Here is a 21,923-nt window from a genome sequence, read left to right as displayed (position 1 = left end):
AGGTGCGAACGAACCCGCCATGCCCGCTCATCCCGCCAAAACACACCCGCTCGTCGTTGCAAATGCTCGCCATAGCCCGAGCTATGGCTGCGCTTTGCGCCTAGATCGAGCGCGTTTTGGCGGCCTGCTCGGGCCCGCCGGATTCATTCACACCTTCTAAATTCGCACGGGTCGCGTATTCGTGCACGAGGGCCGACATCTGTCGGCCTTTTTCTTTGCTGCCTGCGAACGGCGGCTGGGGTGGCTGGCGATAGACTGGCCTCGGCCATTCATCACTCCTTATTGACCCCATGCCACCCCTGTCCCTGTACCAACGCGCCCTGGGCGGCCCTGCCTACCAGCGACTGGCGCCCGCGCTGGCGCGGTTTCATGGCCTCTCGGGCCCGCACCGGCTGGTGGGCCAGGTGCAGGTCGAGGCGCCCGCCACCTGGCTGGGGCGTGTGCTGGCCTGGGCCCTGGGCGCGCCCCAGCGCGCGGTGCAGGGGGCGATCACCTTCGAGCTGCAGGCGCGCCCCGACGCCGAGGTGTGGACGCGCCGCTTTCCTGCCCAGACCATGCAGTCCACCCTGCGCGAGGTTGCAGGCCGGGTGGTGGAACACCTGGGGGCTGCGCGGCTGAGCTTTGTGTTGCGCGAATCCGAAGGGCGGCTGGTGATGGAGCTGCAGCAGCTGCATTTCTGCGGCATTCCGTGCCCCGCGTGGTTGTGCCCGCAGGTGGTGGCCGAAGAAACCGGGGTGGGCGATGCGCTGCACTTTCGCGTGCAGGCCACGGTGCCTGGCGTGGGGCGCGTGGTCAGCTACCGGGGGCACCTGCAGGTACCGTCGGGCGCGGCTGGGGTCGGAGTGGGGGCGTCCGCATGATTGTGGTGTTTGACGGGCAGTGCCTGCTTTGCAACGGCTGGGTGCAGTTTCTGCTGCGGCACGATCGCGCACAGCGCATCCGGTTTGTGTCTATCCAGAGCGCAGCGGGCCAGCAACTGTTGGCGCGGGCGGGGCTCCAGGTGGAAGGCCTGCAGACCCTGCTGGTCATCGACGGCGAGCGCAGTTGGCAGCACACCGCCGCCATCCTGCGCGTATTGCATGCCCTGGGCTGGCCCTGGCGGCTGGCCTGGGTGGGCTGGCTGGTGCCGGCCCCGCTGCGCGATGTGCTGTACCGCTGGGTGGCGCGCAACCGCTACCGGATCTGGGGCCGGTCTGCCACCTGCATGCTGCCTGCGCCCGAGCATGCGGCGCGGTTTCTGGACCAGGATCCTGCTCCTGGAATATTTCAAAAATGATAGCTATCAGCGCATGATGGATGCGCGGGAGAGCCGTTTTTTACTTGGATTCTGACGCCAGTTCGCGCGGGAAGGTGACCACATGGTCCACCTGGGCGCGGATGCCGATCCACTCGCCCAGCGCGTGGTCGTGGTGGCTGGGCACATGGGCCAGCAGGGTGTGGCCGCTGGCCAGGCGCAGGGTGTACAAAAACTCCGAACCCCGGAACGACTTGCGCACGATCTGCGCCTGCACCGGCGCGTGGTCGTCGTGCACGATGTCGTCGGCGCGCAGCAGCACATCGCAGGCGCCGCCAGGGTAACTGCCGGGCAGGGGGCATTCGTCCAGGTCGGTCAGCTCGCCCAAGGGGGTTTGTGCCACCACGTTGTCGCCGCGCTGCTCCAGCGTGGCAGGGGCGAACACACCGTGCCCGATGAAGTCGGCCACAAACCGCGTGGCGGGGCGGTGGTACAGGGTGTAGGCATCGTCCCACTGGTGCAGGTGGCCTTCGTGCATCACGCCGATCACGTCGCCAATCGCAAACGCCTCGAACTGGTCGTGCGTCACAAACAGGGCAGTGGCGCCCGCCGCCTTGAGGATGCCGCGCACCTCATGTGCCAGGCGCTCGCGCAGGTCCACGTCGAGGTTGGAGAACGGTTCGTCCAGCAGCATGAGCTGTGGGCGCGGGGCCAGCGCCCGGGCCAGTGCCACGCGCTGCTGCTGGCCGCCAGAGAGTTCGTGCGGATAGCGGTGCTCGCTGCCTTCCAGCCCTACCAGCTTCAGCACTTCGTCCACGCGCGCGGCCTGCTCGGCCCGGGGCAGCTGGTGGATGCCGAACGCCACATTGCGGCCCACGGAGAGGTGCGGGAACAACGCGTAGTCCTGGAACACCATGCCAATGCGCCGCTGCTCGGGCGGCACGCTCCGCTGGGCGCTGCTGACCACATTTTTGGTCAGGCGGATCTCGCCGCCCGTCACAGGCTCCAGCCCGGCCACGGCGCGCAGCAGGGTGGTCTTGCCGCAGCCAGAGGGGCCGATCAGCACCCCGATGTCACCGGCTTTCAGGCTGAGCGTGACGCCTTGCACGGCGGCCTGTGCGCGGCCTGCGTAGCGCACTTCGAGTTGGGAGACCTCAAGAAACATGCCTGCATTCTAGGTGGGCAGGGGCGAATGCTTAAAATTCGCATTTGCATTCCTGGGCGCTGCGGCGCCCATGCCTTTCGGCAGGTGTGCGCTTTTTTCCTTCTGCCGAGCCCACCGCCTTGCGCCGTACCCCGTCTTCTGTCCTTCGCAGCGTCCCGCTGATCCTGTTTGCAGGCTTTCTGGCTTTGCCGGTGCTGGCGGTGCTGGCGTCGTGGCTGCCGCTGTCCGCCCCCGGGCAGGGCGATGCCCAGGCGGGTGCCATCCTGCGCGAGATGGCAGCCACCGTGTTGCCCGGCTATGTGTGGACCACGCTATGGCTCAGCGTGCTGGTGGCGCTGGGCGCGGCCATGGTGGGCACCCTGGCGGCGGCGGCCGTGACGCTGTTTGATTTTCCGGGCCGCCGCACCTTTGAATGGCTGCTGCTGTTGCCGCTGGCCATGCCCGCCTACGTCACCGCCTATGCGTACACCGACTTCCTGCAGTTCAGCGGCCCGCTGCAGGTGGGCCTGCGCAACACCTTTGGCCTGGAAGGCCGCCTGCTGCCCGAGGTGCGCAGCCTGGGCGGCGCGGTGTGGGTGTTCATCTTCTCGCTCTACCCCTATGTGTACCTGCTGGCGCGCACGGCGCTGGGCGAACGCGCCGCGCACCTGATGGAGGCTGCGCGCCTGCTGGGCGCGCCGCTGCCACGCCGCATCCGTGCCGTGGCCTTGCCGCTGGCGCGCCCGGCCGTCGCCGCCGGGGTGGCGCTGGTGCTGATGGAAACCCTGGCCGACTTCGGCGTGGCCAGCTACTTTGGCATCCAGACCTTCACCACGGGCATCTACAAGGCCTGGCTGTCCATGGACAACCGCCTGGCCGCCGCGCAGCTGGCCACCATGCTACTGGTGGTGGTGATGGCACTGCTGCACCTGGAGCACCGCGCACAAAAACGCATGCGCTTTGCCACCGGCGGCGGTCGTGCGGGCTCGGCCGAGGCGCAGCCCCTGGCCTTGCGCGGCGCGCGCCGCTGGGCTGCCTGGGCGGTGTGCGCGGTGCCCGTGCTCATGGGCTTTGTGGCGCCGGTGCTGTTCATGCTGCGCCCGCTCGCGGCCGACTGGTCGGTGCTGCCGTGGGAGCGGTTCCTGGAATGGGCCTGGCACAGCGTGCGCTTAGGATGCATCACCGCCGTGCTGGCCGTGACCGTGGCGCTGGCGCTGGCCTTTGCCGTGCGCCGCCAGCCCGACGCCGTGACGCGCGGCGTGGTGCAACTGGCCAGCGTGGGCTACGCAGTGCCGGGCGCTGTGATCGTGGTGGGTCTGCTGCTGCCCGTGGGCTGGCTGCAGGCGGCGGTGCCCCAGTGGGGCGTGGGCGCGTTGGTCACGGCCACGGCGCTGGGCATTGTGTGGGCCTACCTGGTGCGCTTTTGCGCCGTGGCCCTGCAGTCCATGCAAAGCGGCTATGCGCGCATCCCGCTCAGCCTGGACGACTCTGCCCGCATGCTGGGCGTGGGCAGCTCAGGCCTGCTGGCGCGGGTGCACTGGCCACTGCTCAAGCGCTCCACCGCCGCCGCCGCGCTGCTGGTGTTTGTGGACGTGATGAAGGAGCTGCCCGCCACCATGGTGCTGCGCCCCTTCAACAGCGACACGCTGGCCGTGGTGGCCTACCAGCTGGCACGCGACGAGCGCCTGGGCGAGGCGGCCCTGCCGTCGCTGGCGCTGGTGGCTGTGGGGCTGGTGCCGGTGATTTTGCTCAGCCGGACGCTGCGCAGCCGGAACTGATCCCACAACGCCACAACGCCACAACGCCATAGCGCGCCAGGCCGCATGGGCCCTGCGGTGTACGCGTTACCTCAGAGCGATATTGTTTACTGAGGCTCAGCGCCTGGGCTGCGGGGCAAGGTGAGTGTGAAGCGCGAGCCTTGGCCTTCTGAAGAAGACAGCGTGAGCGTGCCCCCCATCAGCACGGCCAATGCCCGCGACAACGCCAGCCCGAGGCCCGTGCCGCCGTGCTGGTAGCTCACCTGGTCGTTGCCCTGGCGAAATTTTTCGAAGATCGTCTCGTGCAGGTGGGCCGGGATACCGGGGCCGGTATCCACCACATGAAAACGCACAGCGTCTGCCGTGGCATCCACTTCGATGGTGACGGCGCCTGTCTCGGTGAATTTCATGGCGTTGGAGAGCAGGTTGTTGAGCACCTGCTTCAGGCGCAGGCCATCACACACCAGCGTGGCGGGCGCATCGGGCGCGATCTGCACCTGCATGTCCAGGTTTTTGTTGGCGGCCGTGACGGCAAAGAAGTCGGCCGTGGACTGCACGATGTCCGCCACGTTCTGTTCCGTGGGCAGGTGTGGCATGGCGCCTGCCTCCACCTTGGCGAGGTCGAGGATTTCGGTGAGCAACGCGTTCAGGTGGTCGGCAGCCTTGCGGATCAGCCCGGCCTGCTCCTTGTAGCGGGGTTGGTCCAGCCGCAATTCCATCAGCTCGGCAAACCCCCGGATGCTGGTGAGGGGCGTGCGCAGTTCGTGCGACACGGCCGCCAGGAACTCGCTCTTGGCCTGGCTGGCCGAGCGCGCCTCGGCCTCGCTGATGCGCAGGGCGGCGTTGGTGCTCTCCAGCTGGCGCACGCTGCGCACAAAAATCAGGGCTGCGCCTGCCAGTGCAGCGCTGAACAGTGCCATGGTGAACAGTGCGATGTTGCGGCTGGCGCGCCACTCCTGCAAAGCCTCATTGGTGCTTGTGGCCACCACCACCATCAGAGGGTAGGTGCCCACACGGCTGTAGGCATAAATGCGTTCGATACCGTCGATGCCGCTGGAGCGCACGTAGTGGCCGCTGGGGCCGCGTTCTTCTGCATTGTTGTCCGGACTGCGCGGCACCACACTTCCCATGCCGACACTCTGTCCGCCCATCACTCTTGCACGGATCGTGCGGTCGTTTCCGATAAGAGTCACGACACCCGTTTGCCCCAGTTGAACTCCCCGGTATACATCCTCGAAATAGCCGGGGTTCACCGAGGCAACGATCACGCCCGCTACGCCGCCACCAGCGGCTGGAATTTTCCGCGACAACTGGATGGTGGCCTTACCAGACACCTTTCCAACCACGGGCTTGCCCACAAACAGTCCGCTAGGCGTCTGTTGCAGGCGGGCCGCCTCTGACGCGTTGGGATGGAGGTGCACCTGCACATGCTCGCGTTCAGACAGGTCTACGTGCCCTGTTTTTTCGCCAGTGGGGTCGATGTTGCTTCCAATGAACCGGCCGTCGGGGCCGACCAGGGAGAGCTGCGTCAGGATCTGAGGAGCGAGCCCGGTCTCGTTGGCAAACCGCGTGAAGTCTGCCTTTTCAAAGTCGTCGGCCTGAACAGCGTCCCGCATGCGCAGGGTGGCCTGGTCGACGGCCGCCATCACCCGCACGGTCTGTTCGCCCAGGCTGAGCGCGAGATTGCTGTTCTGGCGAATCTGCGCATTCATGGCATCGCGCCGTGACACGTCCATGAGCAGAGCCACGGTACCCCAGGCCATGAGCAAGACCAAGCCTGTGCCCCATGCCACCATGGAACGCAAAGGCAGGCTGGCTGGACGCTTGAGGGGCGGCGCCGCACTGCTCGCGGCAGAACGCTCGGGGGTGATGGCGGAGGGCTGTTTAGGGGCCGTCATGGGCAAATGTTTCCAAACGCAACTCCAGCCATCATAGGTGCGCTCCGCGATCAGGTCACTGGCGGCTGCTGCGCAACTGCGGTCCTTGCAGTTTTGTACCCAGTCTGCGCCAACCTATCACTATCCCCGTCACGCTCATCACCGCCCCGCCCAGGCTCAGCACGATGAGCAGGATGTCCCACAGCGGGCGGTGCTCCAGCAGCGGCAGCCAGTCCCAGCTGTGCAGCATGGCGAACAGCCAGCGGCTGGTGCGGCGGTGGCTGTCGGTGCGGCCCAGCACGGTGCCGGTGTGCGGGTCGATGTGCACCCAGCTCGCATTCGGGTCGTCAAACACCACGCGCAGGGCGGGCAGGGGTTTGTCGCCGCCGCCGGTCATGGTGTGGGCGGCGCGGTCGTAGTAGTGCAGGTCGTAGGCCGTCAGCGTTTCGGTGCGCACCACGGCGTGGGGTAGCAGGCGCGCGGCGGCTTCGGCCATAGCACCGGGGGCCCACACATGTGCTGCGGCGGTGGTGGCATCCAGCACCGTCGGGGCGCTGGTGGGGCTGTAGGCCAGCACCAGCGTATGGCCCGCGTTGCGCACCCACCGCAGCTCACGGATGTTGGGCGACGCGGCAGAGAGCAAGGCTTGCACCGTTGCTGCCTGCGCGGGCACTTCCAAAGGCCCGCCGTTCATGGCCTGCTGTCGCAGTGGAGCTGCGCCGCTGTCAAAAATCTTCCAGGGGTTCATGGACATGAGGCCGCTGAAGATCCAGGTGAACGTGATGGCGGCGAACACCAAGCCGAACACATGGTGCCAGCGCATCATGAAGCCCCGGTACGGCGTGCGTGCGCCCGTCTTGTACCGGCCCCGGAAGCGCCAGCGCAGCACACCTACCACCGTGCCCGTCACCGTGAGCACGATGCCCGCGATGGACAGCCAGTTGACGATGTCTGTCCAGTAGTCGTTGAAGACATTGCCCCGGAAGGGGTAGAGCCAGTGGATCCAGGCGCCGACATAGTTCCAGGCCCGTTCCTGCAGCGGCGCATCGCGCACCACCTCGCCGGTGGTGCCCGACACATAGACCACGGTGCCAGCGCTGTCGCCCAAGTGCAGGCGGTGCAACGGGCGGTGCACATCCAGCGCGCGCGAGTGGGTGAAGGCGTCTTCGTCCAGCGTGCCCTGGTAGTCGATGGTGGCATCGGGATGCTGCGCGAAGGCGCGGGCCGATGCGATGGCCCGTTCTGCGTCCACCTGCTGCAGTTTTTCGCCGGTGATGACGTCGATCACAACCGCAGCAGGTGCTCTGCGCGGGCGTGGTGCGGCGTCGCCGGTGGGGGCGGCGGGAATCACCAGGTACACCGGGCGCCCGCCGCTGGCCACGGCCAGCCGCAGGTCTTGCAGCGGCCCCGCCACGCCCGCGCGCTGCAGCGCATCAGCAGGCTCCAGCAGGCGTTCCGTGCCCATCCCTGCACTGCGCAGCGGGGGCAGATGGGCCAGGCGCTCGGCCTGCGTGAGCTTGGGGTAGCCCACGTACATCATCACCACGCCCGAGACGAACCACATGGCGAAGAAGGCGCACAGCAGCACGCCCAGCCAGCGGTGGACGAGGTACAGCCAGCGTTTGGCGTGTGGCATGTCGGGTGCTCCGCCTGCGTCAGAACGCGGTGTGCAGCGTCACGTCCAGCGTGCGCGGTGCGCCCAGGTAGACCTGGTCGCGCGTCTCGGCCGCGTAGATGCGGTCGGTGGCGTTGCGCACGCGGGTGGTGAGCGTGGTGGTCTTGTTGACCTTCCACGCCAGGCCCAGGTCGAGCAGCGTGTACGACGGCCAGAACTTGGTATTGGCCGCATTGCCATACACCTTGCCCACATGGCGCACGCCCGCGCTGGCGGTGACGGTGGGGGTGATCGCGTACGAGGCCCACAGGTTGGCCACCTGCTGCGGCACCAGTTGCGGCACATTGCCCGCGCGCGAAACGCTGCCCTGCACAAAGTTCTCGTACCGCGCGCGGATCAGCGACAGATTGCCCTGCAGCTGCCACTGCGGCGTGGGGCGGATGCCTGCCGACAGCTCGATGCCCTTGGACGACTGCTCGCCCACCAGCACCGTGAGGTTGGGGTTGGACGGGTCTTGCGAGGCGATGTTCTTGCGGCGGATGTCAAACACCGCCACCGTGGCGCTGCCCTTGCCGTCCCAGAAGTCAAACTTGCTGCCCACCTCGACCTGGCGGCCCGTGGTCAGCTCACTGTTGTTGCGCACATCGGCAAACGAGGCTGAGGCCAGCGAGCCCGATGGTGGGTCTGCCGCGTTGGAGGCCTGCGCGTAGAGGTTGGCGCCGGGCGCAAAGTCCCACACCACACCCAGGCGGCCTGTGGTGGGGCTGTAGCTGCGGCTGAAGGTGGCGGGCGACGTGGCCGTCACGGCACGGCGGTTCACCAGGTCCAGCTCGATGCGCTCGTGGCGCAGGGCGGTGATGAGGTTCACGCCGGATGCCACCAGGGTGCGGTTTTCAAGGTACAGCGCTGTGTTGGTGATCTTGTTGTCCTTGTCGGGGTTCAGGACGGGCGACATGCCGGGAATGTCGAAGAAGTTCTCGGTGGAAAAGTTGTAGGGATTGACCGTGCTCACGGTGACAGAGGGGCCGAACGGGAAGCGCGTCTGCTTGTTCACGCTCACATCGAGGCCAAAGGCCCAGTCGCTCTTACGGCCTGCGAGCTGGCCCTGGTAGGTGCCCTCCAGCCGGTCGCCCACCAGCGTCTGGTCGTGGCGCTGCAGATAGGGCGCTGTGCGGGTGACAGCGGTGTTGTTCGCATTAAAGGTGTAGGTCTCCACGTTGCGGTAGTCGCGCAGGGCGTCGTACACGTAGAACGTGTTCTTGAGCTGCAGCGCATCCGACACGCGCCATTGCGCCACCGAGCGCAGCCACTGCACGCGGTGCTCATACACGCCGTCGGCGCTGTTGTAGTTCTTGAAGCGCGTGGCGGGGTCGATGGTCAGCGCTCCCACGGCGGGGTTCAGCACCGGCGTGCCCCAGTAGGGGCGGTCCACATGGTCCTTCTGGTATTCGTAGGCCAGCGTGTGGCTGAAGCCGCCGCCCAGGTCCGACAGTAGCGAAGTGGCCAACTGGGTGGACTGCGTCTTGGTGCCTTCGGTCCAGCTGCCTGCGTTGCGGTGGTTGAGGTCGATGCGTGCGTAGTGGGCCGGGCCTGCGCCGCCATTGCCGCCCGCGATGCGGCGGTTCAGGCCCACCGACACTTCCTTCATGTCGTAGGAGCCCAGACGCAGCTGGCCTTCGGCAAAGTCGCTGCGCTCGGCCGTCTTGGTGATGTAGTTGATGGAGCCACCTACACCGCCCGAGCCGTACAGAAAACTCGATGCGCCGCCGATGGCCTCGACTCGGTCGTAGATCCAGCTATCGACCGCACGCGTGGCGCTGCCGTACTGCGGATTGATGCCGTTGTAGAGCTGCGCCACCGAGTTGCTGGTGAAGCCCCGGTAGTGTGCAGACATCGAGCCCGGTGCGTTGTGCGCCACCACACCGGGCACGGCGCGCAGGATCTCCTGCGTGTCTTGCGCGCCGCGTGCATCGATGGTGGCGCGGTCCACCACCGTGACGGAGGCGGGGTTCTCGCGCACCGTCAGGCCCAGGCGGCTGCCGGTGTCCACCGGGGTGTCCAGGCTGAGCTTGCCGTTGGGGGATGCAGCGGCATCGACCACATCCACAGTCTGCAGTGTGGGTGGGGTGTTGGTCTGTGCATGGGCTGCGACCGAGGCCAGCGCGCAGGTGGCAAGCACGCCCAGGCACAAAGGGGAAAGGGGCAGGCGCGGAAAGGCCGTAGCGCTGCGCGAAGCAAAAGAAATACGGGACATGAAAACGCTCTTGTCTTGAAGCGACAGTGCCGCTGCCCCGCGCGCGTCAACGCATCGCACAAGGCAGCACTGTCTGGAAACCAGCGGGAACAAGGCAGCACCCGACCACCAGGTACCGGGCACTGCCAACAAGCTTCAGATCAAGAGCGCGATGGGGGCCCGCGAGCGGGCAGAGGGGCTGCAGTGGCGGCCGCAATGCGGGCCGCCTCGACGGGCTGCAGCGCATGGGCCAGGGGGTGGGGCGGCAGCACGGCGGCTACCGGTGTGGGGGGCGGGGCGCTGGGGGTGAAGCACAGCGGGCAGTCCATGCCCATCGCGCCCATTTCGACAGTGCCATCGTCGGTCTGCACCAGCAGCTTGATGGTGCCCGCGCCCGAGCAGATCACCTCAAAGGCCTGGGGGTGCACCAGTGGCGATGCAATGGCCACCCCCATTGACGCCACGAACCATGCGAGCACCCACAGGCGCAGCGCAGCAAAGGTTCGTCGGGGGGCGGTCATGGGGCGCGATGATAGCGGAGGGGATCCAGTCCCGCGCTGAGGCGGGCATGGGGGAGGGGCGAGCCTCCCATCAGGAGATAGGCCCCGTGCGCTCCATTTGCTATTAAATAGATAGCTTATGGCGCAATGTGGTAGCGCGGCAGGGCCTGTTTTTCCTTATATTTTCAGCAACCCGCTGCGCCGCCTGTCCGGTGGGTTGCGGGCTGGCAGCTTCACGCCTGCGTGTACGCCGTCTTCACCGTGGTGTAGAACTCCGCCGCGTAACGCCCCTGCTCGCGCGGGCCGTAGCTGCTGCTCTTGCGGCCGCCGAACGGCACGTGGTAGTCCACGCCCGCAGTGGGCAGGTTCACCATCACCATCCCGGCCTGGGCGTGGCGCTTGAAGTGCGTGGCGTGCTTGAGGCTGGTGGTGGCAATGCCGCTGGCCAGGCCGAAGGGGGTGTCGTTGGCCAGGGTCAGTGCCTCTTCGTAGTTCTTGGCGCGCAACACGCTCACCACGGGGCCAAAGATCTCTTCGCGGTTGATGCGCATGCCGGGCGTGGTCTCGGTGAACAGGGCAGGGCGCAGGTAGTAGCCAGGCGCGCCGTCGGCGTTCTTCTCCAGGGCTTCGCCGCCGAAGGCGAGCTTGGCGCCCTCCTGCTGGCCGATGCCGATGTATTCGAGGTCTTGCGCCAGTTGGCGGTCGTCCACCACGGGGCCGATGTCGGTGCCGGCCTTGCGGGCGTCATCCACCTTCAGGGTCTTCATCTTCTCGACCATGGCGGCCACGAAGCGGTCGTGGATGCCTTCGGTCACGATCACGCGGCTGCTGGCGGTGCAGCGCTGGCCGGTGGAGAAGAAGCCGCTGTTGATGGCCGCGCCCACCGCCACGTTGAGGTCCGCGTCGTCCAGCACCACGAAGGGGTTCTTGCCGCCCATCTCCAGCTGCACCTTGGCGCCGCGCGGTACGCAGGCCGCCGCCACGCGCTGGCCGGTGCCCACGGAGCCCGTGAAGCTCACGCCCGCGATGCGTTCGTCTTCGAGTAGCACGGCGCCCACGTCCGATCCCCGGCCCATCACCAGGTTGAACACGCCGGCGGGCAAGCCAGCGCGGTGCAGGATGTCGGCCAGCGCCCAGGCGGAGCCGGGCACCACTTCGGCGGGCTTGAACACCACGCAGTTGCCGTAGGCCAGGGCGGGGGCAATCTTCCAGGCCGGGATGGCGATGGGGAAGTTCCACGGCGTGATGATGCCGATGGTGCCCAGCGGCTCGCGCGTGATCTCGATGCCCACGCCGGGGCGCACGGACGGGATCATCTCGCCACCGGGGCGCAGCGCCTCGCCAGCGAAGAACTTGAAGATGGCGGCCGCGCGGCCCACTTCGCCAATCGCTTCGGGCAGGGTCTTGCCTTCTTCGCGGGCCAGCAGGTCGCCCAGCTCGGCCTTGCGGGCGATGATCTCGTTGCCCACGGCGTCCAGGATGTCGAAGCGCTGCTGGGGCGTGGAGAGGCTCCAGGCCGGGAAGGCCGCGTGCGCGGCGGCCACGGCGTCGAGCGCCTGCTCGCGGCTGGCCACGGCGTAGTCGCCAATCACGTCGCGCGTGTCAGAGGGGTTGGTGTTCTGGTAGGTGCGAACGCCGTCGGTCCAGGCGCCGCCAATCAGGTTTGCATGCATGGCTGTGGTGGTGTGTGGTGGGTTGAAGAAATCAGAACAAAGCCCGTAGCGCGCCAAGGCGCACCCGGCGCTCAGGGAGGGGGGCCACGGCGCCCGAAACCCCAGCCAGCGCCGTGAGGCGCGGCGTATGCTGGGCAGGAATGATTTGTTGTATGTCATCGTACAACATATTGATCGAGAGCGCCTGCGGGTAATTACTCATGGGACCACTGTCTGCGCGCCCGTCCAGCAGTGCGGGGTGGGGCGTAGTGGGCATCTGGGGCGTTAAAGCTGCGGACCGTTCATGCTCAACTGGCTTCGGCCTGCGCGCGCCGCCTGCGCTCGCGGCTGTTGGCCAGGTGGGTGCGCATGGCGGCGCGGGCGGCGTCCGGGTCCTGGCCCACGATGGCGTCGTAGATGCTTTCGTGCTCGCCGTTGACCCGCCGCAGGTACTGCCGCCGCTCATCGTTGGCCGAATCCATCGCAGCCAGGCGTGCACGGGGGATGATCATGCTGCCCAGCGTGCCCATCAGCTCGGCGAAGTGGCTGTTTTGCGTGGCGCGGGCAATCTCCAGGTGGAACTGGAAGTCGGAGGCCACGGCATCACGCCCTGCGTCCACAGCGGCGGCCACGGCGTCGAGCGCCTCGCGCATGGTTTTCAGGTTGGCATCAGTGCGGCGCTGGGCGGCCAGGGCCGCCGCCTCAGTTTCGACGCCGATGCGCAGTTCCAGCACTGCAATCACGTCGCGCAGGGTGCTGAACTGGTCGGGCGTGATTTTGAAGCCGGGCGCCTGGCCCAGGCCCAGCACAAAGGTGCCGATGCCGTGCCGTGTTTCCACCAGGCCCGAGGCCTGCAGCTTGGAAATCGCCTCGCGCACTACGGTGCGGCTGACGCTGAACTCGGCCATGATCGCCGCCTCGGTGGGCAGCTTGTCGCCCAGGGCCAGGCGGCCGTCCCGGATACGGTCTCCGAGGGACTCCACCAGTTCCAGGGCCAGGGTGCGGGGTTTGCGGCGAAGGGTGGTGTCGGTGGTCATTCTTGGTGTTATCCCTATGGGGCGCCGGGGGCAGAAGCAGTACATTGCATTCCGTTGTACGACAACTGATGACGTTCAACGAATGTGCTGCCACTGTACCAAGAACCTCTGCCTTTGTAACCGCCATGCCTTGCCACCCGACGCCCCTCCGCTTTCAACGCCTGCTGCTGACCGGAGCTTCCGGAGGCCTGGGCCAGGAGCTGCGCACGCGGCTGAAGGCCTACTGCACGACCTTGCGCCTGTCGGACATCGCGAACCTGGGCGATGAGGGCGCGGGAGAGGAGTTGCGTCCTGCGCGCCTGGAAGATGCTGGCGCCGTGCTCAGCCTGCTGGAGGGGGTAGATGCCGTGGTGCACCTCGGGGGCGTGTCCACCGAACAGCCCTGGGAGCCGATCCTGCAGGCGAACATCGTCGGCGTCTACAACCTGTACGAAGCGGCGCGCAAGCAGGGCGTCAAGCGGGTGGTGTTTGCCAGCTCCAACCACGTCACGGGTTTTTATCGCCAGGACGAAGTCGTGGGCCTGCGCGACCCGGCGCGCCCCGACGGGCTGTATGGAGTCTCCAAGGCGTTTGGTGAAGACCTCTCGCGTTTTTATTTCGACCGCTACGGCATCGAGACCGTGTGCCTGCGCATCGGCTCGTCCTTCCCCGAGCCGCGCAACCGCCGCATGCTCGCTACCTGGATGAGCTATGACGATCTGGAGCGCCTGGTGGTTGCCAGCCTGACCGCCCCGGTGGTGGGGCACAGCATCATTTATGGCATGGGCGACAACACCACCACCTGGTGGGACAACACCCTGGCGCGCCACGTCGGCTACCGTCCGCAGGACAGCTCCGAGCCCTTCCGCGCCAAGGTGGAAGCGGCTGACCCGCACCCCGACCTGGCCGATCCCGCCGTGATCTACCAGGGCGGGCCGTTCGTGCGGACCGGCCCTTTCGAATGACACCAGCGTCGGGCTTTCCATCCATTCCTGCTTCACTCAAAAACCATTCCACCGGAGACACACCATGACCTTTCGCCGATCCCTGCTGACCGCTTGCGCTACCGCCGTGGCCGCGATGGCCTTTCTTCCCGTTGCCGCCCAGGCCCAGTCCATGGTGCTGAAGGCGGCCGACGTGCACCCCGCCGGCTACCCCAACGTGGTGGCGGTGGAAAACATGGGCAAGAAGCTCGAAGCTGCCACGCAGGGGCGCCTGAAGATCCAGACCTTCCCCGGTGGCGTGCTGGGTGGCGAGAAGGAAATGATCGAGCAGACGCAGTTCGGTGCCATCAACATCCTGCGCACCTCGCTCGGCCCGGTGGGCACGGTGGTGCCTGAGGTGAACGTGTTCAACATGCCCTTCGTGTTCCGCAGCCAGGACCACATGCGCGCGGTGATCGACGGTGCCATTGGCGACGAGCTGCTGGCCAAGATCAGCGCATCGCCCGCCAAGCTGGTAGCCATCGGCTGGATGGATGGTGGCTCGCGCAGCCTGTACACCAAGAAGCCCGTGCGCAGCCCCGCCGACCTCAAGGGTCAGAAGGTGCGCATGATGGGCAACCCGCTGTTCGTGGACACCATGAATGCCATGGGCGGCAACGGCATCTCGATGGGGTACGGCGAGGTGTTCACCGCCCTGCAGACAGGCGTGGTGGATGGCGCTGAAAACAATGCGCCCAGCTTCTTCACCAGCAACCACTACAGCACGGGTGCCAAGTTCTACACGCAGACCAACCACCTGATCATTCCTGAACTGCTGGTGGTCTCCAAGGTCACGTGGGACAAGCTCTCCAAGGACGACCAGGCCCTGCTCAAGAGGTTTGGCCGCGAGGCGCAGCTGGAGCAGCGCGCGCTGTGGGACAAGAGCGTGGAGGACTACACCGCCAAGCTCAGGGCAGCCGGTGTGGAGTTCATCAACGTGGACACCAAGGCCTTCTATGACGCCACCGCCCCGGTGCGCGCCAAGTACGGCGCCAACTATGCGGACCTGATGAAGCGCATCGAGGCGGTGAAGTAAGCACTGGGTTTGCGTCTTGCGTGGGCGAACTCCTGGTGGGTTGCCTGCGCCTTTTTTCTTTGTCTTTCAGACCTGCTTGTATGGACCACCCCTTTTTGCGCTGGATGGACCGGTTGTACCTGGCCACCATCTGGGCGGCCGGCACGGCCATCTTCTTCATGTCGCTGATCATCCCCTGGGGCGTGTTCAGCCGCTATGTGATGGGCACGGGCTCGCAGTGGCCCGAGCCCATTGCCATCCTGCTCATGATGGTGTTCACCTTCATCGGCGCTGCGGCGGCCTACCGTGCGGGCGGGCACATCGCCGTCAACATGCTCACCGAAAAATTGCCCGCCCTCCTGCAGCGGCTGCTGGCGGTGGTGGTGGATCTGCTCATGCTGGTCATCTGCGGCTTTGTGGCCTGGTATGGCACCAACCTATGCATTGAAACCTGGGGCCAGGGCATTGCCGAGCTGCCCTGGTTGCCCGTGGGCGCCACCTATGCGTCGCTGCCCATCGGTGCGGCCGTCACGCTGCTGTTCGTGCTGGAGAAGATGGTCTTCGGGCCGCAGAACCACCGGCGCATCGTGCGTTTTGAAGAACTGACGGAAGGCGCCTGATCATGGATACCTTGGTACTGCTGGGCACTTTCTTTGTGCTCATGATGATCGGTGTGCCGATCGCCTATTCGCTGGGTCTGTCGGCCCTGGCGGGCGCGTTGTGGATCGATCTGCCGCTGGACGCGGTGATGATCCAGGTGGCCTCGGGCGTCAACAAGTTTTCGCTGCTGGCCATTCCATTTTTTGTGCTGGCGGGCGCCATCATGGCAGAGGGCGGCATGGCGCGGCGTCTGGTGGCCTTTGCGGGTGTGCTGGTAGGCTTCATCCGGGGTGGGCTGTCGCTGGTCAACATCCTGGCGTCCACCTTCTTTGGCGCCATCTCTGGTTCGTCGGTGGCGGATACCGCGTCCATCGGTTCGGTGCTGATCCCCGAGATGGAAAAGAAAGGCTACCCCCGCCCCTTCGCTACAGCCGTGACCGTGAGCGGTTCGGTGCAGGCCATTCTTATCCCGCCCAGCCACAACGCCGTGCTGTATTCGCTGGCCGCAGGGGGTACGGTGTCGATTGCTGCGCTTTTCATGGCCGGTGTGCTGCCGGGGCTGCTCATGGGGCTCACGCTGGCGGGACTGTGCCTGTTCACCGCGCACCGTGAGGGCTACCCCAAGGGCGAGGTGATCCCGCTCAAGCAGGCGCTCAATATCTGTGTGGAGGCGCTGTGGGGCCTGATGACCATGGTCATCATCCTGGGTGGCATCCTGTCGGGCGTCTTCACGGCCAACGAGTCGGCGTCGATCGCGGTGGTGTGGGCGTTTTTCGTGACCATGTTTGTCTACCGCGACTACAAGTGGCGCGACCTGCCCAAGCTGGTGCACCGCACCGTCAAGACCGTCACGGTGGTGATGATCCTCATCGGGTTTGCGGCAGCCTTTGGCTATCTCATGACCATGATGATGATCCCGATGAAGGTCACGGCCTTCCTCACCAGCCTGTCTGACAACAAATACGTCATCCTCGCCATGATCAACATCATGCTGCTGTTGCTGGGCTGCCTGATGGACATGTCGCCACTGATCCTGATTCTCACCCCCATCCTGCTGCCCGTGGTCAAGATGCTGGGTGTGGACCCGGTGCACTTCGGCATGATCATGATGGTGAATCTGGGCATCGGCCTCATCACGCCGCCCGTGGGTACGGTACTCTTCACCGGGGCGGCGGTGGCCAAGCTGCCGCTGGGCATCGTGACCAAGGCCATGATGCCGTTCTTTGTGGCGCTGTTTGTGGTGTTGCTGATGGTGACCTACGTGCCCGCGATTTCGCTGTGGCTGCCCCGTGCGATGGGGTTGTGAAGAAATGAAGTACCCCCTGAGTCGCCTTCACCGCCTTCCTCCACAAGGGGGACGACGCCCCGACTGCAGGGCGACCCTTGCTCTGCGTCCCTGGCCTGGTCCCTGCTCGTCCCATCGGCCGTGGGTAGTGGGCAGCTCCGTGGTGCACTGAAATGGTTACACGCTCGATGGCCGCCGATACCCTGGTATTTGTCTCCTGCGCTGACAGTGGCGAACTGCATGTACTTCACCTGGACTCTGGCACGGGGCAGTTGCGCACCGAGCAGATCCTGGCGCTGGGCGGGCAGCTTATGCCCATGGCGCTAAGTCCGGACGGCACCCGCCTGTATGTGGCGCGCCGCAGCGACCCGCTGGCCGTGGTCACCCTGTCGGTGGATGCACGCGCGGGCCGCGCTGAGGTGGTGGGCGAGGCCCCTTTGCCCGCCAGCATGGCCCATGTGGCGACCGATGGCACGGGGCGCTGGTTGTTGAGTGCGTCCTACGGAGCCAACCTGGTCGCAGTGCAGGCTATTGCGGATGATGGTGCGGTCGTGGCAGCGGGTGATGCTCGCACCTACGCCATGGGTCGCCATGCCCACAGCGCCTTGGCCAGCCCCTGCAATGGCTTTGTGCTGGCGGCCTCGCTGGGGGGCGGGCAGTTGCATCGCTACCGTTTTGACGCTGCCAAGGGCGCGCTGCAGCCCACCGACCCTGCCGTGTTCGCCTTGCCGACGGGCACAGGCCCCCGGCACCTGCGGTTCAATGCGCAGGGCGACCGCATCTACCTGCTGGGTGAGCTGGATGCCTGCGTGCATGTGCTGGCCTGGGACGAAGCCAGCGGCGGCCTGCAGCTGCTGCAAAGCCTGCCGACATTGCCACCGGGCTTTGCAGGCCCCGCATGGGGCGCAGACCTACATCTGAGCCCGGATGGCCGCTGGCTTTACACCAGCGAACGCAACAGCCACACCCTGGCCGGGTTTGCCGTCGATGCGGCCACGGGCCTGCTGGCCCCCATGGGCCATTGGTCCACGCAACTGCAGCCCCGGGGCTTTGCCATCACTCCGGACGGGCGCCACCTGATTGCCGCAGGCCAGATCAGCCACCGTGTGGGTGTGCACTTGATCGCGCCTGGCAGCGGTGCCCTGACCCAGATGGCCGAGCACGATGTGGGGCTCAACCCGAACTGGATTACCGTGCTGCCCATGCAGCCTGATGCCTGATACCTAATGAGATTGCATAAATTGACGAGACCGCGCCACCGATGAAACGACCCGCCCTCACCATCAGCATGCACCCGGACGACAACGTCGCCATCGTCGCCAACGACGGTGGCCTGCCCGCCGGCACCGTGCTGCCGCCCGGCGTGCCCGGCGCGGGCATCGTGCTGCGCGACAAGGTGCCCCAGGGCCACAAGGTGGCGCTGGCGGACATCCCCGAGGGTGCCGTGGTGCGCCGCTACAACGTGCCCATCGGCTACGCGCTCAAGGACATCGCTGCCGGCAGCTGGGTGCACGAGCGCCTGCTGCAGATGCCCTCCGCGCGCGCGCTGGAGGGCTTGCCCATGGCCACGGTCAAGCCCCCCGCGCTGGAACCATTGACGGGCTACACCTTCGAGGGCTACCGCAACGCCGACGGCTCGGTGGGCACGCGCAACATCCTGGCGATCACCACCACGGTGCAGTGCGTGGCCGGCGTGGTGGCGCAGGCCGTGCAGCGCATCAAGACCGAGCTGCTGCCGCAGTACCCGAATGTCGATGATGTGATCGGCCTGGAACACACCTACGGCTGCGGCGTGGCCATCGACGCGCCCGACGCGGTCATTCCCATCCGCACGCTCAAACACATCAGCCTGAACCCTAACTTCGGCGGCGAGGTCATGGTGGTGAGCCTGGGCTGCGAAAAGCTGCAGCCCGACCGCCTGCTGCCCCCGGGCAGCTTCCCCATCACCGACGAGCGCGATGCCGCGCTGGGCCCCGAGACCGTGTGCCTGCAGGCCGACCACCACGTGGGCTTCATGTCGATGCTGGACGACATATTGCAAAGCGCGAGGCCCCACCTGGAACGCCTCAACGCCCGCCGCCGCGAAACCATCCCTGCCAGCGAGCTGGTGCTGGGCGTGCAGTGCGGAGGCAGCGACGCGTTCTCGGGCGTCACCGCCAACCCGGCCGTGGGCTTTTGCGCCGACCTGCTGGTGCGCGCGGGCGCCACCGTGATGTTCAGTGAGAACACCGAGGTGCGCGACGCCGTGGAGCAGCTCACCAGCCGGGCCGCCACGCCCGAAGTGGCTGACGCTATCGTGCGCGAGCTGGGCTGGTACGACCGCTACCTGGACCGCGGCCGCGTGGACCGCGCCGCCAACACCACGCCGGGCAACAAGGCGGGCGGGCTGTCGAACATTGCCGAAAAGGCCATGGGCTCCATCATCAAGAGCGGCACTGCGCCCATCTCCCATGTGCTGGCCCCGGGCGAGAAGCTGCGCCGCGACCAGCGTGGCCTGGTGTATGCCGCCACGCCCGCCAGCGACTTCATCTGCGGCACGCTGCAACTGGCCGCAGGCATGAACCTGCACGTGTTCACCACCGGCCGGGGCACACCCTACGGCCTGGCCGAATGCCCTGTGGTCAAGGTGGCCACGCGCAGCGACTTGGCGCGCCGCTGGCACGACCTGATGGACATCAACGCCGGCAAGATCGCTGATGGCGAAGCCACCATCGAGGACCTGGGCTGGGAGATGTTCCACCTGCTGCTCGACGTGGCCAGCGGCCGCAAGAAGACCTGGGCGGAGCAGTGGCAACTGCACAACGCGCTGGTGCTGTTCAACCCGGCGCCGGTGACCTGAAATTTGCGGGGCCATAGCCCCTTGTGTTTCCCCTCCAACAGCCCTTGCCTGCAAGGGCTGTTGTCCTTGAAAGACCGCTTCGCATGGGATCTTCTCGTTTTTCTGACCGCAAGCTCGTGGTAGCGCTGGCGCTGCTGTGCTGCCTGCTCTGGGGCAGCTCGTACCCCGCCATCAAGACCGGGTACGCCTGGTTCGGCATCTCACGCAATGACATCCCCACGCAGCTCGTATTCGCAGGCTGGCGGTTTCTGGGGGCCGGGCTGATCCTGCTGGCCTGGGCCGTGGCCATGCGCAAGGCCCTCTGGGGCCTGGGGCCCGGGGCGGGGCGCCAGCTGGTGGTGCTGGGCTTGGCACAGACCACGCTGCAGTACGTGTTCTTCTACGTGGGCCTTGCGCACACCACGGGCGTCAAGGGCTCGATCATGAACGCCACGGGTACGTTTTTCAGCGTGCTGCTGGCGCACTGGGTCTATCACAACGACCGCCTGAGCCACGCCAAGCTCTGGGGCTGCGTGGTGGGTTTTGCGGGCGTGATGGTGGTGAACCTGGGGCGCGGCGCGCTGGACCTGGACTTCACGCTGCTGGGCGAGGGCTTCGTTGTCATCGCTGCGTTGGTGCTGGCCGCCGCCAGCATCTACGGCAAGCAGGTGTCACAGCGCATGGACTCGGTGGTGATGACGGGCTGGCAGCTGGGACTGGGCGGCGTGGCGCTGCTGGCCATCGGCTGGGCGCTGGGGGGCTCGCTCACAGGCTTCACGCTGGGCTCGACCGTGCTGCTGGTGTACCTGGCACTGCTGTCGTCGGCCGCGTTTTCGCTGTGGAGCATCCTGCTCAAGCACAACCGCGTGAGCCAGGTCACGGTGTTCAACTTCACCGTGCCGATCTTCGGCGCGGCACTGTCGGCGCTGTTTTTGGGCGAGGCGCTGTGGGAGTGGAAAAACCTGCTGGCCCTGGTGCTGGTGTGTGTGGGCATCTGGCTCGTCACGCGCGATATGGCCAGCGCCACCAAATAGACTCGGCCCATGGCTTACACACTCTCCCGCGACGCATTTCAGCGCGACCTGCACGGCCAGCGCACCGACCTGTTCACCCTGCGCAGCCCCGGCGGCCTGCAGGTGGCGGTGAGCAACTATGGCGCCCGCCTGGTGCAGGTGGCGGTGCCCGACGGGCAGTGCGGTCTGGCTGATGTGGCGCTGGGCTACGACAGCCTGCAAGGCTATCTGGACGGCCAGCTGTCCATGGGCGCACTCATTGGCCGCTGGGCGGGGCGGCTGCGTGCCGGCACGCTGACCCTGCCGGATGGATCGCACCGGCAACTGCCCACCAACAGCGGGCCACACCACCACCATGGGGGCCCGCGCGGCAGCCGCTTTCAGGTGTTTGCGGTGGAGCAGGTACAGGCCGATGCCCTGACCCTGAGCCACACCTTCCGCACCGAAGACGACGGGGTACCGGGCACGGTGCGCGTACAGCTCCACCTGCAGGTGACGGCCGACAACGCGCTGCACATGGCCTGGACGGCCGAGGTGCAGGATGCGCCCACGCTGCTCAACCTCACGGGGCATGCATTCTTTAACCTGGCAGGCCAGGGCAGCACCCACGGCCACACCCTGCAGGTGCCCGCCAGCAGCTATGTGCCATTGGCCGCCGATGTGTGCCCCACGGGCGCGCTGGCGGGAGTGCAGGGCACGCCGTTCGACTTCCGCCAGGCCCGCCGTGTGGGGGATGCCATCGCGACACCCCACGAACAGCTGAGCATGGCGGGCGGGCTCGATCACTATTTGGTGCTGGACGAACCGGGTGCACGCCTCGCACCTCCGTTGGCTGCCATCACCCCACCCGGCCTGCGCCTGGCCGCGCTGTTGAGCGAGCCTGTGAGCCGCCGCGCGATGGAGGTCTGGAGCACCGCCCCCGGCGTGCAGGTGTATGCAGGCCACGGCCTCAAGGCCGACCCCGCCCGGGACTTGGGGCGCGGACTGGGGCAGGGCGGCTGGCTGTGGCAGCCGGGCGACGGTATCTGCCTGGAGCCCATGGAGTACCCGGACGCGCCCAACCACGCGGGCTTTCCGGTGCGCTGGTGGCAGCCGGGCGAGGTGGTGCGGGGCGCCATCGTGTACCGCTTCGTCAGCGGTTGAAAGCCAGGAGTGGGGTGGCATGGGATGCCCGTGCCGCG

The 21,923-nt window shown here is 66.7% G+C and carries 18 protein-coding genes; 11 read left to right on the top strand and 7 right to left on the bottom strand.

Going from position 1 to position 21,923, the window contains the following annotated elements; genetic code table 11:
* The first annotated feature begins 290 nt into the window (after positions 1 to 290).
* Together ACSQ3O_RS22140 and ACSQ3O_RS22135 are read left to right on the top strand one after the other, a co-directional pair.
* Positions 291 to 860 (top strand): DUF4166 domain-containing protein, encoded by a 570-nt coding sequence (locus ACSQ3O_RS22140; protein ID WP_137745871.1) that lies wholly within the window; start codon positions 291 to 293, stop codon positions 858 to 860.
* Positions 857 to 1,276 (top strand): thiol-disulfide oxidoreductase DCC family protein, encoded by a 420-nt coding sequence (locus tag ACSQ3O_RS22135; RefSeq protein ID WP_137745872.1) that lies wholly within the window; start codon positions 857 to 859, stop codon positions 1,274 to 1,276. The genes ACSQ3O_RS22140 and ACSQ3O_RS22135 overlap by 4 nt, the downstream gene beginning before the upstream one ends.
* A 40-nt stretch (positions 1,277 to 1,316) precedes the next feature.
* Here ACSQ3O_RS22135 and ACSQ3O_RS22130 read toward each other — a convergent pair whose 3' ends face one another.
* On the bottom strand, positions 1,317 to 2,399 hold the full coding sequence (locus ACSQ3O_RS22130) for an ABC transporter ATP-binding protein (protein ID WP_137745873.1): 1,083 nt from the start codon (positions 2,397 to 2,399) through the stop codon (positions 1,317 to 1,319).
* A 119-nt stretch (positions 2,400 to 2,518) separates the two neighbouring features.
* On the opposite strand from ACSQ3O_RS22130, the gene ACSQ3O_RS22125 reads away from it, so the two are divergent.
* Entirely contained in the window at positions 2,519 to 4,156 is a 1,638-nt protein-coding gene (locus ACSQ3O_RS22125) for an ABC transporter permease (RefSeq protein ID WP_137745874.1), read from the top strand.
* 86 nt (positions 4,157 to 4,242) lie between these two features.
* Here ACSQ3O_RS22125 and ACSQ3O_RS22120 read toward each other — a convergent pair whose 3' ends face one another.
* The 6 genes from ACSQ3O_RS22120 to ACSQ3O_RS22095 all read right to left on the bottom strand — a co-directional run bounded on the left by ACSQ3O_RS22120 (position 4,243) and on the right by ACSQ3O_RS22095 (position 13,049).
* The gene (locus tag ACSQ3O_RS22120) at positions 4,243 to 6,033 is read right to left on the bottom strand and encodes a sensor histidine kinase (RefSeq protein WP_436140503.1); all 1,791 of its coding nucleotides are present in this window, start codon (positions 6,031 to 6,033) and stop codon (positions 4,243 to 4,245) included.
* A 55-nt stretch (positions 6,034 to 6,088) separates the two neighbouring features.
* A complete protein-coding gene (locus ACSQ3O_RS22115; RefSeq protein ID WP_436140502.1) occupies positions 6,089 to 7,648 on the bottom strand; it encodes a PepSY domain-containing protein in 1,560 nt (519 codons plus the stop codon).
* A 19-nt stretch (positions 7,649 to 7,667) separates the two neighbouring features.
* On the bottom strand, positions 7,668 to 9,881 hold the full coding sequence (locus ACSQ3O_RS22110) for a TonB-dependent receptor (protein ID WP_436140501.1): 2,214 nt from the start codon (positions 9,879 to 9,881) through the stop codon (positions 7,668 to 7,670).
* Positions 9,882 to 10,021: 140 nt separating this feature from the next.
* Positions 10,022 to 10,381 carry a DUF2946 family protein gene (locus ACSQ3O_RS22105; protein WP_137745876.1) on the bottom strand — a complete coding sequence of 120 codons (360 nt, stop codon included), beginning with the start codon at positions 10,379 to 10,381 and terminating at the stop codon, positions 10,022 to 10,024.
* Positions 10,382 to 10,593: 212 nt separating this feature from the next.
* Positions 10,594 to 12,033 carry an aldehyde dehydrogenase family protein gene (locus ACSQ3O_RS22100; protein WP_436140500.1) on the bottom strand — a complete coding sequence of 480 codons (1,440 nt, stop codon included), beginning with the start codon at positions 12,031 to 12,033 and terminating at the stop codon, positions 10,594 to 10,596.
* A 287-nt stretch (positions 12,034 to 12,320) separates the two neighbouring features.
* Positions 12,321 to 13,049: a FadR/GntR family transcriptional regulator gene (locus ACSQ3O_RS22095; RefSeq protein WP_137745878.1), complete on the bottom strand. Its 729-nt coding sequence runs from the start codon at positions 13,047 to 13,049 to the stop codon at positions 12,321 to 12,323.
* Positions 13,050 to 13,174: 125 nt separating this feature from the next.
* Between ACSQ3O_RS22095 and ACSQ3O_RS22090 the strand changes: the two genes are divergently transcribed.
* The 8 genes from ACSQ3O_RS22090 (at position 13,175) to ACSQ3O_RS22055 (ending at position 21,885) form a co-directional block, all read left to right on the top strand.
* Entirely contained in the window at positions 13,175 to 13,993 is an 819-nt protein-coding gene (locus ACSQ3O_RS22090) for an NAD-dependent epimerase/dehydratase family protein (RefSeq protein ID WP_137745879.1), read from the top strand.
* A gap of 64 nt (positions 13,994 to 14,057) precedes the next feature.
* A complete protein-coding gene (locus ACSQ3O_RS22085; protein ID WP_137745880.1) occupies positions 14,058 to 15,047 on the top strand; it encodes a TRAP transporter substrate-binding protein in 990 nt (329 codons plus the stop codon).
* 80 nt (positions 15,048 to 15,127) lie between these two features.
* The gene (locus ACSQ3O_RS22080; protein ID WP_137745881.1) at positions 15,128 to 15,646 is read left to right on the top strand and encodes a TRAP transporter small permease; all 519 of its coding nucleotides are present in this window, start codon (positions 15,128 to 15,130) and stop codon (positions 15,644 to 15,646) included.
* A 2-nt stretch (positions 15,647 to 15,648) separates the two neighbouring features.
* Positions 15,649 to 16,932: a TRAP transporter large permease gene (locus tag ACSQ3O_RS22075; protein ID WP_137745882.1), complete on the top strand. Its 1,284-nt coding sequence runs from the start codon at positions 15,649 to 15,651 to the stop codon at positions 16,930 to 16,932.
* A 167-nt stretch (positions 16,933 to 17,099) separates the two neighbouring features.
* Complete coding sequence (locus tag ACSQ3O_RS22070; protein WP_436140499.1) at positions 17,100 to 18,131, top strand: lactonase family protein; 1,032 nt, start codon at positions 17,100 to 17,102, stop codon at positions 18,129 to 18,131.
* Positions 18,132 to 18,172: 41 nt separating this feature from the next.
* Positions 18,173 to 19,750, top strand: coding sequence for a galactarate dehydratase (gene garD / locus ACSQ3O_RS22065; protein WP_436140498.1), 1,578 nt, complete (start codon positions 18,173 to 18,175; stop codon positions 19,748 to 19,750).
* A gap of 83 nt (positions 19,751 to 19,833) precedes the next feature.
* Positions 19,834 to 20,763: a DMT family transporter gene (locus tag ACSQ3O_RS22060; RefSeq protein ID WP_436140497.1), complete on the top strand. Its 930-nt coding sequence runs from the start codon at positions 19,834 to 19,836 to the stop codon at positions 20,761 to 20,763.
* 9 nt (positions 20,764 to 20,772) lie between these two features.
* Positions 20,773 to 21,885, top strand: coding sequence for an aldose epimerase family protein (locus ACSQ3O_RS22055; RefSeq protein ID WP_436140496.1), 1,113 nt, complete (start codon positions 20,773 to 20,775; stop codon positions 21,883 to 21,885).
* Positions 21,886 to 21,923 lie beyond the last annotated feature (38 nt).

This window comes from Acidovorax sp. LjRoot74 (assembly GCF_964254355.1).
Classification (GTDB): domain Bacteria; phylum Pseudomonadota; class Gammaproteobacteria; order Burkholderiales; family Burkholderiaceae_C; genus Acidovorax.
This window is presented reverse-complemented; position numbering and strand designations above follow the sequence as displayed.

What these genes read in the sequence shown, in the direction of transcription:
- ACSQ3O_RS22140 (WP_137745871.1), top strand. Translation starts at nt 291, where the DNA reads ATGCCACCCCTGTCCCTGTACCAACGCGCCCTGGGCGGCCCTGCCTAC.
- ACSQ3O_RS22135 (WP_137745872.1), top strand. Translation starts at nt 857, where the DNA reads ATGATTGTGGTGTTTGACGGGCAGTGCCTGCTTTGCAACGGCTGGGTG.
- ACSQ3O_RS22130 (WP_137745873.1), bottom strand. Translation starts at nt 2,399, where the DNA reads ATGTTTCTTGAGGTCTCCCAACTCGAAGTGCGCTACGCAGGCCGCGCA.
- ACSQ3O_RS22120 (WP_436140503.1), bottom strand. Translation starts at nt 6,033, where the DNA reads ATGACGGCCCCTAAACAGCCCTCCGCCATCACCCCCGAGCGTTCTGCC.
- ACSQ3O_RS22115 (WP_436140502.1), bottom strand. Translation starts at nt 7,648, where the DNA reads ATGCCACACGCCAAACGCTGGCTGTACCTCGTCCACCGCTGGCTGGGC.
- ACSQ3O_RS22110 (WP_436140501.1), bottom strand. Translation starts at nt 9,881, where the DNA reads ATGTCCCGTATTTCTTTTGCTTCGCGCAGCGCTACGGCCTTTCCGCGC.
- ACSQ3O_RS22105 (WP_137745876.1), bottom strand. Translation starts at nt 10,381, where the DNA reads ATGACCGCCCCCCGACGAACCTTTGCTGCGCTGCGCCTGTGGGTGCTC.
- ACSQ3O_RS22100 (WP_436140500.1), bottom strand. Translation starts at nt 12,033, where the DNA reads ATGCATGCAAACCTGATTGGCGGCGCCTGGACCGACGGCGTTCGCACC.
- ACSQ3O_RS22095 (WP_137745878.1), bottom strand. Translation starts at nt 13,049, where the DNA reads ATGACCACCGACACCACCCTTCGCCGCAAACCCCGCACCCTGGCCCTG.
- ACSQ3O_RS22090 (WP_137745879.1), top strand. Translation starts at nt 13,175, where the DNA reads ATGCCTTGCCACCCGACGCCCCTCCGCTTTCAACGCCTGCTGCTGACC.
- ACSQ3O_RS22085 (WP_137745880.1), top strand. Translation starts at nt 14,058, where the DNA reads ATGACCTTTCGCCGATCCCTGCTGACCGCTTGCGCTACCGCCGTGGCC.
- ACSQ3O_RS22080 (WP_137745881.1), top strand. Translation starts at nt 15,128, where the DNA reads ATGGACCACCCCTTTTTGCGCTGGATGGACCGGTTGTACCTGGCCACC.
- ACSQ3O_RS22075 (WP_137745882.1), top strand. Translation starts at nt 15,649, where the DNA reads ATGGATACCTTGGTACTGCTGGGCACTTTCTTTGTGCTCATGATGATC.
- ACSQ3O_RS22070 (WP_436140499.1), top strand. Translation starts at nt 17,100, where the DNA reads ATGGCCGCCGATACCCTGGTATTTGTCTCCTGCGCTGACAGTGGCGAA.
- garD (WP_436140498.1), top strand. Translation starts at nt 18,173, where the DNA reads ATGAAACGACCCGCCCTCACCATCAGCATGCACCCGGACGACAACGTC.
- ACSQ3O_RS22060 (WP_436140497.1), top strand. Translation starts at nt 19,834, where the DNA reads ATGGGATCTTCTCGTTTTTCTGACCGCAAGCTCGTGGTAGCGCTGGCG.
- ACSQ3O_RS22055 (WP_436140496.1), top strand. Translation starts at nt 20,773, where the DNA reads ATGGCTTACACACTCTCCCGCGACGCATTTCAGCGCGACCTGCACGGC.